Genomic DNA, 14,722 nt, shown 5'->3' on the forward strand with positions numbered 1-14,722 from the left:
ATATTTCTGATAAGCTTAATTCAGTTCTATATATTATACACCTTTTTAATGCTAAATGATATAAGGAGAAAATAGATATGATAGACTTTTTCGAAAATTTACCGCCTTATCTTCAAGCGCTTATTGCCGGTATTATCACTTGGTTATTAACCGCTTTAGGTGCTGCATCAGTCTTTATTTTCAAGACTGTAAACAAAAAAATCCTAACTTCTATGCAAGGTTTTGCCGCTGGAATTATGATTGCTGCAAGTTTTTGGTCTTTATTACAACCTTCCATTGATTATGGTACAAATGGTCATTTACCTGCTTGGTTACCTGCTGCGATTGGTTTTATTCTAGGTGGTGTGTTTATTAGAGGACTTGATGCAGTCATTCCACATATACACCAAAAAATCGGTGATAAAAGTCAATATCGAGAGGGCGTTAAAACTTCTTTAAGTAAAAATGCTTTACTAGTATTAGCTATCACTTTACACAATATTCCTGAAGGTTTATCAATCGGCGTAGCATTTGGTGGAATTGCAACTGGAAATGGACAAGCTACCTTTTTTGGAGCCCTTGGTTTAGCAATTGGTATTGGTATTCAGAATATTCCAGAAGGAGCTGCTTTATCCATGCCGATTAGAGCCGCTGGTGCAACACGTTTTAAAGCATTTAATTATGGTCAAGCATCAGCCATAGTAGAACCTATTTTTGCAACTATAGGTGCCATTGCAATTATTTTTATCACTCCAGTACTACCCTATGCATTAGCTTTTGCAGCAGGAGCAATGATTTTTGTAGTTGTAGAAGAGCTTATCCCTGATTCTCAATCGAGTAATAATACAGATTTAGCTACATTAAGCTTAATGCTTGGTTTTATGATAATGATGATATTAGACGTATCATTAGGATAATTAAATTAACGAATAAGCCTGAGACATATTAAATGGTCTTAGGCTTTTTTAATATATTGACAGTCAATTCTAGTCCCGGGACCCCAACAAAAAACTTTCAATAAGAAAGTCTACGTCCAACGTAATTTAGGAATGTGTTGTCGCAGTATAACGACGAATTCAAAATGAATTCTGTCCCACTCTCATTTTTTGTTGATTTTTAATGCAACGATAAAAAACCCGTAGATAAAACTTATCTACGGGCGTTTAATATAGAATGTTTATTTTATACACTCTCTAATATTGAATTATTTTTGATTTCCATGAGGACCTATTTTGTAGTCATATTTTGATGGATTAATTTTTTTAAAATCTGGATTATTGTAGAATCTGAATAGGTCGCCGTTTAATACCTCGTCACTCATTTCTAAATCTTTTTCCACCTGTTTTTTATTTTTTTCTAAATCTTTAGGTGGCGTTGTTATTAATTCATTATTTTTATTTGAATATACTTTACCATTCACAAATTTATAATCTTTTGTGATGAAATCACCATTACGGAATGGAATTACATCATTATGATCTTTAGATAACATATCTGTACCAAACATTAAATAATTCTTCGAATCAATACCAACTAAATGTAAGATAGTAGGCATCACATCCATTTGCCCAGCATATGTTTCATCTACAGTACCATTTTTACCAGGAATTTTTAACCAAAAGCCAGTACGATTTAAATCTGTGAATTTAGCTGGTGTAATTTGCTCACCCAGTAATTTCTCCATTGCATTGTTATGGTTTTCAGAAATACCATAATGGTCACCGTAAATCATAATGACTGAATCATCATATAATCCTTTTGCTTTCAAATCATTAATATACTGTTCTAAAGCTTGATCTAAGTAATGAGCCGTTTGAATATATCCATCTACAGTAGAATCGCCTGTATTCGGCTTATCAATACTTGCATCTTCTGAATTTAAAGTAAATGGATAATGATTAGTTAGTGTAATTAAATGAGAGTAAAATGGTTGTTTCATTTTAGATTGATATTCTGCTGATGCTTTAAAGAAAGGTTTATCTTTTAAGCCTAAGTTCACGACATTTTCATCCGACATATCATAATATGTTGCATCGTAAAATTTATCTATACCAAAATGTTTATAAATTTGATCACGGTTCCAAAATGTTTTGTAGTCCCCGTGCATCACATCAGAAGTGTAACCTTCTTTTTGATCTAAAATTGCTGGTAAAGATTGATATGTGTTATCTCCTTTTAATGAATACGCAGATCCTTGTGGTAAACCATATAAACTATTATCCATTGTAAATTCTGAGTCAGAAGTTTTACCTTGTCCTGTTTGATGGAAGAAGTTTGGATAATATCTAAAGTCATCGTTACCAGTCGATAATTTGTTTAAGAAAGGTGTAACTTCCTTACCATTTACTTTTTTATTAATTAAAAATGTTTGAAAACTTTCCAAATGTATTTTTATGATATTTTTCTTCTTAGCAATACCATAATATTCAGAGTTTGGTTCTGTATTTTTTTGTTTCGTATAATTTAAAACACGAGTTAAATCATCTTCAGAAGCCAATGCTTTTTGTTGATTGTTTTGAATCGTTTTAACACCATCATATACAGTAAAATTATATGGACCTAAATATTTAACTAAATATTTGTGATCAAATGTACGAGTCAATAATTCAGGGCGATCAGTTTCAGCAAAAGCTAAGTTTAAAAAGAACAATGCAATTGATGCTGCCATCACTACTGGTACAAACTTTTTACTAAATACACGTTTGTCTAACCAACTTCGTTTAAAAATTAAAATAAACAGATAAACAATAGTATCTATAAAATACACAAAGTCATACCATTTAAAAGAGGCACTTACTGCGCCCCCCATCGATTCAACGTTACTCGCTTGATTTAATGTACTAAACGTTAAAAAGTCTGAGAAGAATCTAAAATAAACAACATTAGCATAGAGTAAAAATGTTAATAAGAATCCTCCAATAAAAATAAACCAATATGCTTTCTTACCTTTAAAGAACAGAAAGATACTTAAAATAAGCGCGATTAAACTATATGGATTCATCAATAGTATTAAATTTTGAACTAACCCTTTAACACCTAAAGAAAAATCTACATAGTATGAGAAATACGTTTTCAATGTTACTGTAAATACAGTCATTAAGAAAAACGCAAAAAGACTTATTTTTCTTTTGTGTAAACTCATGAATGTTTCCTCCGTTTATAGTTATTCAAATACGGCCATTTACGAATGCTATTTTTAAAATTTAATATGTTTTTAAAACAATAAAATTTTTAATTATTATTTAATAAAAGAACCTTTTTTATCACTACATTTAATTGTTAACTATTTATTAAAAAAATGCGAATTTTGTAATATTTTTGTAATAATACTTCATAGTTCAATATATAAATATAAAGTATTTTTACTTATTTATCAAGAAAAAGCTCAAGTTTAGCCTTTCCATTTATATACCTAATCATTTCTAAACTATTAAACTGATTGATATATTATAACGTCTAATCTATTCAATTTAATCAGACTATAGTCCTATACCTTTACATTAAAAAATATCATTAAATATTAATATTCAATATTTTGATGATATTTTTTATTTTAACATTTCTAATTGCATTCGAAATTCGATACCGTGAAATAATTGATTCATCCAATTACTAAACTTCACAGTATTTTTTTCAGCCGTTTCAATATCTATAAATTGAAATTTCAAACGAGATCCTCGTGGTTTTTGAGCAAGTTTAGTTAAATGATAGCTTGCTATAGTACCTATTTGTGGATAACTTCCAATAGTGTAATGATCATTTAATAAAATAATAGGTGTACCATCACGTTTTACTTGAATAGTGCCCTTTTTTACTGGTTGATACTCAGGCATATCTTCATAATATGCTTTAATACTAGGACCCTCTAATAACATCCCTACACGATTAGACTTATTCGTTACCTTGTACTCTCCATGTATAAATGTTTGTTGTGTTTCAGTATCAAAATCATTTGTTCCTTTATTAGCAATGACATGAAATACATCAGAAACATAATTAAACGATAAAGCATAACCATCAATTCCCCAACTTGTTGTTCGCTGATGTGCTAAATTTTCAAAAAGTTTACGGTGTCGTGATGTATAATCACGTTTCATTTCAATTTCATCGCCTTCTTGAAGTGTTCTTCCATGAAACCCTCCAACACCAACATTTAAATCTGTTGACGTTGAATTTAACCAAGAATCTAATTTAAATCCTCCTCCAATAGCTAAATAAACACGAGATGTTGTACTCGTTTCTTTGAAAGACAATACTTCTCCTTTTTCTACTAAATACAATTTATAAGGTTTAATTTTCATATTTTCTGTACACGCTTCAAAGTGATGACCTGTTAAGGCAATTAAAGTAGGCTCTGTGAATCTAATTTTCGCCATAATATGTGTCATTTCTAAAGTTGCTTCGTTTTTATCATTTGCTACAAGACGATTCGCAATTTCATGTCCTAATGTATCTAATGCACCGCCAGGGATGACTCCCTCATATTCATACCCTTGGCGTCCAAAGTCTTGGAACGTGCTAAAAAGTCCAGGTTTTTCTATTATGATTGACATTATTTAAAATCTCCTAATTCAGTATCATTTGGATTTTTAGGATGAAATAAGACATTATCTCCTAATTTTAATAAATTAAAGTTATCGCGCTCTGGTGAAAATAATTTAATTGGGGTATAGCCAATGACTAACCAATCGTTATAAGTATCTGTCGTTACAATGCCACATTTTTTCCCTTCAATAATGACAGAACCTGCAGGTACTCTTTTTTTCTTGTGACTGGTATGATTAACATATAATTTTTCATTCATTCCTGTTAAATAAGGAAAGCCTGGGGAATATCCCATCATAGAGACAAAGTAATGTGATTTTGAATGAAGTTGAATAAATTCCTCTTTGGATAGACGATAGTATTTTAATAGAGCCTCTAAATCAGGTCCAAATTGATCACCATAAACCACAGGAATATTATGAAAATGACACGCTGTTTGTTTATTTTCGATATGTTCTAATTCAGTCTGAATTGAATTTACAAGTGCCTTCATATATTGAAATGGCGATGAAATATTATAATGTTTAATCATATCTCGAGCATCATAACAAATCATCATACTAGACTCTGTAGGTACAATATCAGTGATGAAAGGTAAGTCTTTATTTAATAAATGTGTACGTACAGCAATTAAATTTTTTGTTACATCTTCAGCGACTTCTTGTTCAATATCTATAATAATCGCTTGGTCTCCTTGACTATAAATTTTCATTATTGCACCTCTTATTACATTCTAAATTATTTGAATCTATTTTATTGATGATAAAATAAATTTAATAAATGCGTAGCATATGGCATGATGGACTGAATTAAAAGATATACTAGTACAAATTGAAACAACACAGTCATTGTGCCTACAATACGCGGTAGCATGATTAGATTATCCTTCAAATATCGATTGATTATATATTTACTTAAACTATTGAGTAGTACGATAAGTATTAACCATAATAATGCCATAATCTTCTCCATTATTAACTAAATTAAATTTCACAATATTTATCAAATGTATTTTATATATAAATAGATACCCGAGCAACTTCACGTAGACTATTCAGCAAATAAACTTCTACTTCTTCATTTTCCAGTTTTATCATTAATTCATCTTTAGTATAATCTTTCAGCTTAAGTTTATGATTTTCTAATAAACTTTCTCTCATACATCCTCGTAAAAAATCTTTATTATATCGTGGCGTATAATAGTTTCCATTTTCTTTAATCATAATATTTCCAATATCAAATTCTAAAATTTTACCACTATCATCATACAGTAGTATCAAATCTGTTTCATGATTATGCGTTAAATATGTTCTTTCTGTTGTTTTATTTATAATAAATTTTTGTGGATAATCATTATTAGACTTTTTAAAACGTGCAGTAAAAATGTCTTTAGAAGATAATGGCTGAATAACGTGGGTAAATTGTCCGTCTTTATCAATTTCTATTTTCAAACGATATAAGTGATCATTATAATTTTGTTTTAAATTTTCAATATAACTATACCAAGCAATCTCTGAAAACTGAAAACCTAATTGCGAACAAGATTGACGTAGACGACGCGTATGATAGTTTAACCTTGGTATATGACCATGATTAAGTCGCATTGTTTCAAATAATTTCAATCATAACTCCTCCAATATTTTGGTTTTGTCTCGAAATTCTTGAATTTCATTTAATGGAACAGAATCAATAGTAATTCCCGCACCTACCCCGTAAAGAGCCAGATTATTTAGATATTCTACTGTTCTAATTGGAATGTTAAAAATCATTTTATCATCTGGTAACATTAAACCTATTGTGCCGCAATAAATATGTCTTGGACTGGTTTCTAAATGTTTGATATAAGTCATTGTACTTTGTTTAGGCGCACCAGTGATAGATCCACATGGAAACATTGCTGTTAAAATTGAATGAAGCGATATAGCATCTTCTAGTTGCCCTGTTACCATACTTGTCATTTGGTATACGGTTTGATACGTTTCAATAAAAAACAATTTATAAACCTCGATGGTTCCAGTTTTTGAAATTCTTGACATATCATTACGTAATAAATCAACGATCATTACATTTTCTGCTCTATCTTTATGAGAATACATTAATGCTTCATAATTCAACTGATCTTCTACACTATTTTTCCCACGTGGCATTGTTCCTTTCATCGGCTTACTAACAATAATGTTTGCTTTATTGTTAAACGTACCTTTTTGAAAAAATAACTCTGGAGAAATTGACGCAACTTTTACTTCTTCGGTATCTAATAAAGCTGTATAGCCACCGTTATTGTTGTGAGTTAAATAGGTATATAACGTTGAAATAGGATAATGTACTTTACTGGATAAACGAGTAGTATAATTAACTTGATAAGTATCTCCTTCTGTAATAGCTTCTTGTATTTTAATAATTTTTCTTCTCATTTGTTCTTCACTTTCTTGAAATTGAAAATGATGTACTGAATGATATTGTATATTATCCTTATTATTATCAGAGTTTAAGGGTTGATTAAAAGCGTATGCAGCAGCGTATACTTCTTTTTCTATTAAGTGATACGTTTCTAATTGATTATTAAAAAATGGCGCTGATTCATAAGTTAAATATAACGCTACATAATGCCCCTTTTTCTGTTGTTCTTCAGCAAATTGAATAACTTCACCTACTTCTTCTAAAGAATAGGCAATTGATTTTGAAATATATTGATCAAATCGCAATTGATAATTGATGTAGTCATCTTCATTAGTATAATAACGGTAATTAAACGTAATATTCATGTGTTTTTCCTACTCTCTCTATAAAGTATTGAATCTGCTGATGACCATATTCACTTAATATAGATTCAGGATGATACTGTACTGCAAAAATAGGTAGTGTATCATGTTCAAATGCCATCATAATACCTTCATTATTTGTAGCTGTAATATTTAATTGAGAAGGTAATTGTTGCCTATTAGCAATTAAAGAATGATAACGCATGACATTAAAATTTTGAGGTAACTGTTTGAAAAGTCCTTTACCTGTATGCATTATAGGTGTTGTATGACCATGAACGGGCTTTGGCCCATGCATAATTTCCCCTCCATAATATTCATAGATGAGTTGAAACCCTAAACAGATACCTAATATAGGCACCGATGAGGCGTATCTATCTAAAACGCTTTTCAAAATTGGATAGTCACTTGGTTTTCCCGGACCTGGAGATATGACAATAGCTTCAATTGTTAATTCTTCAAGTAATGCTACAGTCACTTCTGTTACCTTTATTACCTTTACACAATGAGAAGTTTTTGTTTTTATGTAATCAATCAAGTTATATGTAAATGAATCATTATTATCTATGACTATAATCATAATTATTTCCAACCTTCAAAATAATATATTAAAATACAATTTTATATAAGCGCTTTTTTTAATATTCTATAAACTAGCACTTGATTTTAAGATATGAATATATTAAGCTATCTATCGTATAATTCGAATATAAAGAGGTTCCTAGCTGAAACCCTCTATAAAAAACTAGACCTTTGTAGAAATATTTATATAAGCTTTTTAATGTACATATGTTCTACATCTTTTAAGTCTATCTTTTTATAGAGATAGGCTTTTTTTATATTTTATATCCAATGTTTTCATTCTATTTCATCATAAATTAAAAATATTAACTTTTAAAGGAGAAACGTTATGCCAAACAGTGTTTTGAATTCTGAAAAAGCAATTGTTGTGTTTAGTGGTGGTCAAGATAGTACAACCTGTCTTTTCTACGCCAAAAGACATTTTAAAGAGGTTGAACTTGTCACATTCAATTATGGGCAAAGACATAATACAGAAATCGAAGTAGCTTCTAAAATAGCAAAAGATCAAGGGTTGAAACACCATATTTTAGACATGTCTTTACTATCTCAACTTACTCCAAATGCATTAACAAAACATGACATGAAAATTGAGACAGGAGAAGATGGTATACCAAATACTTTTGTACCTGCTCGTAATTTATTATTCTTGTCATTTGCTGGAGCTCTTGCTTATCAAGTGAATGCGAAACACATCATTACGGGTGTATGTGAAACAGACTTCTCTGGTTACCCAGATTGCCGAGATAGTTTTATTAAATCTATGAATGTCACACTTAGTTTATCTATGGATAGAGACTTTGTTATTCATACACCCTTAATGTGGTTAGATAAAACGCAAACTTGGGAACTCAGTGATGAATTAGGTGTCCTCGATTATGTGCGCCACAATACGCTTACATGCTACAACGGTATTATTGGAGATGGATGCGGAGAATGTCCAGCTTGTAAATTAAGACAACGTGGACTTCATCAATATTTAGAACAAAAAGGAGATGCGTCATTATGATACAACAAGTTTATCCTACAGTGAATCACCCTTATACATTTGAATTAAATAAAGATTTCAATTTTTCTGCGGCACATTTTATTCCTAGTGAAGATGCTGGAAAATGCATGAGAACACATGGACATACTTATTTTGTTAACTTAACTATTGTTGGAGATACACTCGACCATAATGGATTTTTAATTAATTTTAGTGAATTAAAACGATTGGTCCATGACCAATTTGATCACTATTTATTAAATGATTTACCTCAATTTAAAGATAAAAGTCCTTCTACTGAAATTGTGGCACAGACAATTTTTGAAATCGTACAAGCTCATCTTAACGAGTATGACAATAAACCTAAATGTGTACAAGTGTATTTACGTGAAACACCATCAAGTTATGTTGTCTATCGTCCAAAGGAGAATAAATAATGCCTTCAAAAATACCAGTTTTAGAAATTTTTGGTCCTACTATTCAAGGAGAAGGACGAGTTATAGGACGAAAAACAATGTTTGTCCGCACAGCAGGATGCGATTATCGTTGTAGTTGGTGCGATTCCGCCTTTACGTGGGATGGTAGCGCTAAAGATGATATAGAGTTATTAACTGCTCAAGACATTTATGATCGTTTAAAAGAAATTGGCGGTAATCAATTTGATCATGTCACTATTTCTGGAGGTAACCCTGCATTAATCAAAGGAATTCAAGATTTAGTAGATTTATTTGAAGAAAAAAATATTTTTACGGCATTAGAAACCCAAGGCAGTAAATTTCAACCTTGGATGCGACAAATTAACGATTTAACAATTAGTCCTAAACCGCCTAGCTCTAATATGGTGCCTAATTTAGAAATATTAGATGATGTCATAGAACAATGTATACCATCAACATTGAACTTGAAAGTAGTTGTTTTTGATAAAGAAGATTATCAATTTGCTAGAATGATTCATCATCGTTATCCTAATATTCCATTTTATTTGCAAGTAGGAAACCCTTATTTAGATGATGATGTTGAACATCATACCGAAAAATTACTTGGTCGCTATGAAACCCTTGTAGACACAGTAATGAATAGCAGTGATATGAATCACGTGTATGTTTTACCTCAGTTACATACATTGTTATGGAGTAATAAGAAAGGTGTATAATTAGTAAATTATAATAGAATATTATTTATTAAGTGTTTTGAAATGATTAAGTTTATTTTAATTGCTATAATATTTTAATGAACTACACACACGTGATAGGAGTACACCATGATTATATATGTATTTATTAATATAGCCATTACAATATGTGTTCTGGGTTTTGATTTATATCGGCATCATTTCAAACAACTAACGTTTAACTCCGTTCTATTATCCATTGTTATCAATGCTATTATTAATAGTATTGTGATTGAAAAGTTCAATTTTATAACATTTGCTTCAATTATATTTTTCTTAAGTTGGACAATCTTACAATATTATTTAAATCGTAAACATATATACTTAATGATTTCAGAGTATAAATCTCTTGCATTCATTTTTGCAATTATGATTAGTTGCTCATTATTTATCACTTTTGAATCTAGCGATCAATCAGTCTATATGTCTATCCCTTATTTAGCTCCAGCTATATTTATCGTAGGCTTAAGCATTGATTTCATAAGTACTTTTTCAAAAAATGAAATGAATCATCTTAAATTTTTGAGTAAGCTACAACATCCTATTATGATTGGTCATACAATTATTATTATTTCAATTATACTTTTGACCTTATTAACGTCATTTTGGTATATCTTCATAATTATTTATGCTTTATTTGATATATATTTATTGTGGCAACTCAAACATAATCATATTGAAAATGACTTAAAAAAATAAACATGTAAGAAGCTATGATGTAAGAGCTTTTACATGTTTATTTTTTATTGATAAATTTTTTCTTTTTCTGCAACTACTTTTTCAATAGGTGCTTTTAAATTGGAAGCTTCTACAATATATTTTGGTCTTTGTTTTACTTCGTAATAAATTCGCCCAATATATTCGCCAACTACACCAATAGACATTAACTGAATGCCACCTAATAACAATACAGCTGCTATTGTTGTAAAGTAACCCGGATGATTAATTCCATTTATTAAAATGCCTATTAACAAATAAATAATATAAATGATGCTTAATCCAAAGATAAACATTCCAAGATATATCATTGCTCTCAGTGGTTTATTATTAAATGATATTAATCCATCAATCCCATAATTTAATAACTTGGTAAAAGTCCATTTAGATTCTCCAACTTCTCGTTCTACATTTTTATAAGTAAAAATCTTTGTATTATATCCTATCCATTCAAATAACCCTTTAGAAAATCGATTATATTCATTTAATGAAACAATCGATTTAACTGCACGTTGACTTAATAATCGAAAATCTCCTACACCATCACTAAATTTAATATCTTCGACAAAGCTATTAATGAGCTTATAGTACAACTTTGACATTGTTTTACGTGCAACATTTTCACCACTACGATCTCGTTTAGCGACAACTTGATCAAACCCTTGTTGATACATTTCAACCATTTTAGGTATAAATTCCGGAGGATGTTGTAAATCTCCATCAATCATTACGACTGCATCAAAATTCACACTGTGTTGAAAACCAGCAATCATTGCTGCTTCTTTACCAAAATTTCGACTGAAAGAAATATATTTAACATGTTCATCGTATTCCGCTAAATGTTGTATATGCTCAATCGTATTATCTTTACTACCGTCATCAATAAATAACAAGTCATAATAATAACGACGAGTTTTACTATTCTCCGTCAAAATTTCAGTCAATCTATCGTAAGTTTTTTTTACGACTTTACCTTCATTGAAGCAAGGTATAATGACTCTGATTTTCATCTAATTACATCCTTTTCTACATTCTTTCCAATATTGTATCAATAAAATCAATAAACATTCTACTAATAACCATGTAATTAACAAATAATTAACATTAATTCCAGCTTTTGTAATAATTTAAACTATATTATTTTAAATCACCTATTGCTACATCATCTGGATCTTTACCTTGACGTGCATTTCTATTTAAACTATCAATTTCCGCAATCTCAGTAAGTTCTAAATTAAAGTCAAAAATATCATAATTTTCACGAATACGAGATGGCGTTTTTGATTTAGGAATAATAATTCTGTCATGGGCTAGATGCCAACGTAATACAATTTGTGCTGGTGTTTTGTCATATTGTTCTGCTAATTTTGTAATTACTGGATCATCTAATAATCCTCGATTTCTCATAAGTGGCATCCAAGCTGTAACAGTAATATCATGTTTATCACAATAATCTTGTACATCTTGTTGATTAAAATAAGGATGAACTTCTATTTGATTAATTTGAGGTACAATAGTTGTCTCTTTCATCAAAGTTTCTAAGTGATGGGGTTTAAAGTTACATACACCAATCGCTTTAATTTTACCTTCATTATATAATTTTTCTAATGCTTTATAAGATTCAATATATAAGCCATCTTTTTCACATGGCCAATGAATTAAATATAAATCTAAGTAATCCAATCCTAAGTTTTCTAAAGATTTATTAAAATATTCTAATGTATTATCATATCCTTGATAATCATTCCATAATTTAGAAGTAATAAATACGTCTTCTCTTGCAATATCACTGTTGTTTAAAGCTTTACCTAGTGCTTGTTCATTACCGTAAAAATAAGCAGTATCAAATGCACGATATCCCGCTTCTAATGCTGTTTGTACTGCGGTTTCCATCTCATCATCTTCCATTTTATAAACACCTAGTCCTACTTTAGGCATTGGGTAACCATTATTTAACACTTGTGTATCATTTATCATTTGTGCCACATCCTATTCAATATAATTTCTCAACTAAAAAATAGCATAACTTAATTTCTTTTACGCATACAAATAAAGACACTTAGGTTTACATACCCAAGTGCCTTTATTTTTATTCATCCGATTCATGTTTGCGATCGTGATTTTCTTCTTCCTCTTCATCACTAATCACAGGTCTTGTTTCATTAAATTGGTATTTAAGTACAACCCATACCAATTGATGATTATCCATTTCAGAAACAATCCATCGATCGTATTTTGTATCTATATAATCTTCAACTTGAAGATTAGTATTGTGTGCTTGTAACCATCCACCAATTGTATCGATATCTTCAGAATCTTCAAAAGTGATATCAAATTTTTCATGTAAATCATCAAGTAAGACACGTCCGTTAATTTGATACATATCTTCCTCTAATTTAACAATATCATTTATTTCATCGTCATCAAATTCATCTCTGATTTCACCGACAATCTCTTCAAGAATATCTTCCATTGTTAGAATACCAGCAGTACCACCATATTCGTCAATAATAAGACTAATATGAACATGTTCACGTTGCATTGAAACTAATGCATCGCTAATACGAGTTGTTTCTGAAATCATAGGTAATTCATGAATATAATTAGAGATTTTAATTGTTTTACCTGAAGCATATTCTGTTAAAAATTCTTTTACATTAATAAAACCTTTTATATGGTCTTTATCCCCATCTTCAGTAATTGGATAACGTGTAAATTGATGTTCTTTAATCGTTTCAAGTAATTCGTCAACATTAAATGGTTCGTTTAACGTTACCATTTGTGTACGTGGAACCATGATATCTTTCGCATGTCTTTCGTCAAATGAAAAGATATTTTGCATGTAATTCAGTTCTGTTTGATTAATTTCTCCACCATTATAACTATTATTAATAATAATTTTAATTTCTTCCTCAGACATTGCATCTGCTTGCGCATCAGGATTAACACCAAGCATTCTAATAATTACTCGTGCCGAACCATTCATTAACCATATTAATGGTTTCATGACATTACCAAAATAATATAATGGTCTAGCATAAGTTAATGCTAATTTTTCAGTATGTTGTATTGCTATTGATTTAGGTGCTAACTCACCTAACACTACATGTAAATAAGTTACAACAATAAACGAAATCACAAATGAAATGGTTGTAGTTACTGCACTTGGCAAATGTAATATATTAAAAAGTGGATGTAATAGTTTTTCGAATGTCGGTTCACCTAACCAACCTAAACCTAAAGATGTAACTGTAATACCAAGTTGACAAGCTGATAAATAATAATCAAGATTAGCAATCATCTTTTTAACAATTTTTGCGCTTCCATTACCTTCATCAGCAAGTTGTTCAATTCGTGTTGAACGTACTTTTACTAATGCAAATTCAGATCCAACGAATACAGTTGTTAAAGCGATTAATAGAAAAAATATTACTAAATTAATTATGGTCACTGTTTCCAATTAGTTCCCTATTTCTAGGGATTCACCTCCAAATATTATGTGTCTCTAATGAGTAACACGAATTTAATACGTCATACTTATCACCGTTATAAAAGCATGTTAAGACCTTCCCATCAAGACACCCCCAAAAAAATGTATTACTTTAATTTTACCATATTTCTATACTAAATGGTTAAATAAGAATAAGAAAGCTTTTAACATTTAAAATCATTTAAAAAGCATTATATACTGATTTTCTTCCTACTATTTCATATATACTTCAATGGTCCTTGTAATAAATTTTTAAGAAAATCAGAAAAACGATATATGAGGGATTTTTTAATTAAGCACTATAAAAGTGCAATAATAGTCCAAGATGGTTATTTGTTTCTTAAACTCAAATTCCCATTTAAAACTAATCTATAGTAATAGTCAAGTATATATATCGCTATATCTTTTTAATTACATATTAACTATATAATAAAAGATTGGACAGAATTCGTTAATCTCCTCGATAATGTAACCCCAGCTTTCGTTGAGCG

The 14,722-nt window shown here is 29.9% G+C and carries 14 protein-coding genes and 1 pseudogene; 5 read left to right on the top strand and 10 right to left on the bottom strand.

All coding sequences use genetic code 11. The features are described from left to right. The first annotated feature begins 77 nt into the window (after positions 1-77). Positions 78-896 (top strand): ZIP family metal transporter, encoded by an 819-nt coding sequence (locus NR218_RS03550; RefSeq protein ID WP_019834932.1) that lies wholly within the window; start codon positions 78-80, stop codon positions 894-896. A 287-nt stretch (positions 897-1,183) separates the two neighbouring features. Here the strand turns inward: NR218_RS03550 and ltaS are convergent, their stop codons facing one another. The 7 genes from ltaS to NR218_RS03585 form a co-directional block, all read right to left on the bottom strand. Beyond that, positions 1,184-3,121 carry a polyglycerol-phosphate lipoteichoic acid synthase LtaS gene (gene ltaS, locus NR218_RS03555; protein WP_019834931.1) on the bottom strand — a complete coding sequence of 646 codons (1,938 nt, stop codon included), beginning with the start codon at positions 3,119-3,121 and terminating at the stop codon, positions 1,184-1,186. Between the two features lie 406 nt (positions 3,122-3,527). After that, complete coding sequence (locus tag NR218_RS03560; RefSeq protein WP_019834930.1) at positions 3,528-4,532, bottom strand: biotin-dependent carboxyltransferase family protein; 1,005 nt, start codon at positions 4,530-4,532, stop codon at positions 3,528-3,530. Next, positions 4,532-5,236: an allophanate hydrolase subunit 1 gene (locus tag NR218_RS03565; protein WP_019834929.1), complete on the bottom strand. Its 705-nt coding sequence runs from the start codon at positions 5,234-5,236 to the stop codon at positions 4,532-4,534. Before NR218_RS03565 ends, NR218_RS03560 begins: the two co-directional genes overlap by 1 nt. 41 nt (positions 5,237-5,277) lie before the next feature. After that, positions 5,278-5,484, bottom strand: a complete 207-nt coding sequence (locus NR218_RS03570; RefSeq protein WP_049379636.1) for a hypothetical protein — start codon at positions 5,482-5,484, stop codon at positions 5,278-5,280. A gap of 53 nt (positions 5,485-5,537) precedes the next feature. Next, entirely contained in the window at positions 5,538-6,146 is a 609-nt protein-coding gene (locus NR218_RS03575; protein WP_019834928.1) for an aminotransferase class IV, read from the bottom strand. Further along, positions 6,147-7,289, bottom strand: coding sequence for a chorismate-binding protein (locus NR218_RS03580; protein WP_019834927.1), 1,143 nt, complete (start codon positions 7,287-7,289; stop codon positions 6,147-6,149). Next, a complete protein-coding gene (locus NR218_RS03585) occupies positions 7,273-7,866 on the bottom strand; it encodes an anthranilate synthase component II (RefSeq protein ID WP_017175960.1) in 594 nt (197 codons plus the stop codon). Before NR218_RS03585 ends, NR218_RS03580 begins: the two co-directional genes overlap by 17 nt. Before the next feature lie 330 nt (positions 7,867-8,196). Here NR218_RS03585 and queC point away from each other — a divergent pair, with 330 nt between their 5' ends. The 4 genes from queC (at position 8,197) to NR218_RS03605 (ending at position 10,723) form a co-directional block, all read left to right on the top strand. Next, a complete protein-coding gene (gene queC / locus NR218_RS03590) occupies positions 8,197-8,874 on the top strand; it encodes a 7-cyano-7-deazaguanine synthase QueC (protein WP_017175961.1) in 678 nt (225 codons plus the stop codon). Further along, positions 8,871-9,290 carry a 6-carboxytetrahydropterin synthase QueD gene (queD, locus tag NR218_RS03595; RefSeq protein ID WP_017175962.1) on the top strand — a complete coding sequence of 140 codons (420 nt, stop codon included), beginning with the start codon at positions 8,871-8,873 and terminating at the stop codon, positions 9,288-9,290. The genes queC and queD overlap by 4 nt, the downstream gene beginning before the upstream one ends. After that, positions 9,290-10,006, top strand: a complete 717-nt coding sequence (queE, locus tag NR218_RS03600) for a 7-carboxy-7-deazaguanine synthase QueE (protein ID WP_017175963.1) — start codon at positions 9,290-9,292, stop codon at positions 10,004-10,006. Before queD ends, queE begins: the two co-directional genes overlap by 1 nt. Before the next feature lie 108 nt (positions 10,007-10,114). After that, complete coding sequence (locus NR218_RS03605; RefSeq protein ID WP_017175964.1) at positions 10,115-10,723, top strand: hypothetical protein; 609 nt, start codon at positions 10,115-10,117, stop codon at positions 10,721-10,723. A gap of 92 nt (positions 10,724-10,815) precedes the next feature. Here NR218_RS03605 and NR218_RS03610 read toward each other — a convergent pair. From NR218_RS03610 to NR218_RS03620, 3 genes and pseudogenes are all read right to left on the bottom strand, one after another. Then, positions 10,816-11,751: pseudogene (locus NR218_RS03610) on the bottom strand (glycosyltransferase family 2 protein); the annotation flags it as partial. A gap of 127 nt (positions 11,752-11,878) precedes the next feature. Beyond that, positions 11,879-12,718, bottom strand: coding sequence for an aldo/keto reductase (locus tag NR218_RS03615; protein ID WP_017175966.1), 840 nt, complete (start codon positions 12,716-12,718; stop codon positions 11,879-11,881). A 112-nt stretch (positions 12,719-12,830) separates the two neighbouring features. Further along, entirely contained in the window at positions 12,831-14,201 is a 1,371-nt protein-coding gene (locus NR218_RS03620) for a hemolysin family protein (RefSeq protein WP_232132824.1), read from the bottom strand. Between the last annotated feature and the right edge of the window lie 521 nt (positions 14,202-14,722).

The organism is Staphylococcus sp. SUC_1.2, from assembly GCF_026222585.1.

Bases quoted from the DNA above. Each gene is read 5' to 3' on its own strand.
- NR218_RS03550 (WP_019834932.1), top strand. From the start codon at position 78: ATGATAGACTTTTTCGAAAATTTACCGCCTTATCTTCAAGCGCTTATT.
- ltaS (WP_019834931.1), bottom strand. From the start codon at position 3,121: ATGAGTTTACACAAAAGAAAAATAAGTCTTTTTGCGTTTTTCTTAATG.
- NR218_RS03560 (WP_019834930.1), bottom strand. From the start codon at position 4,532: ATGTCAATCATAATAGAAAAACCTGGACTTTTTAGCACGTTCCAAGAC.
- NR218_RS03565 (WP_019834929.1), bottom strand. From the start codon at position 5,236: ATGAAAATTTATAGTCAAGGAGACCAAGCGATTATTATAGATATTGAA.
- NR218_RS03570 (WP_049379636.1), bottom strand. From the start codon at position 5,484: ATGGCATTATTATGGTTAATACTTATCGTACTACTCAATAGTTTAAGT.
- NR218_RS03580 (WP_019834927.1), bottom strand. From the start codon at position 7,289: ATGAATATTACGTTTAATTACCGTTATTATACTAATGAAGATGACTAC.
- NR218_RS03585 (WP_017175960.1), bottom strand. From the start codon at position 7,866: ATGATTATAGTCATAGATAATAATGATTCATTTACATATAACTTGATT.
- queC (WP_017175961.1), top strand. From the start codon at position 8,197: ATGCCAAACAGTGTTTTGAATTCTGAAAAAGCAATTGTTGTGTTTAGT.
- queD (WP_017175962.1), top strand. From the start codon at position 8,871: ATGATACAACAAGTTTATCCTACAGTGAATCACCCTTATACATTTGAA.
- queE (WP_017175963.1), top strand. From the start codon at position 9,290: ATGCCTTCAAAAATACCAGTTTTAGAAATTTTTGGTCCTACTATTCAA.
- NR218_RS03605 (WP_017175964.1), top strand. From the start codon at position 10,115: ATGATTATATATGTATTTATTAATATAGCCATTACAATATGTGTTCTG.
- NR218_RS03615 (WP_017175966.1), bottom strand. From the start codon at position 12,718: ATGATAAATGATACACAAGTGTTAAATAATGGTTACCCAATGCCTAAA.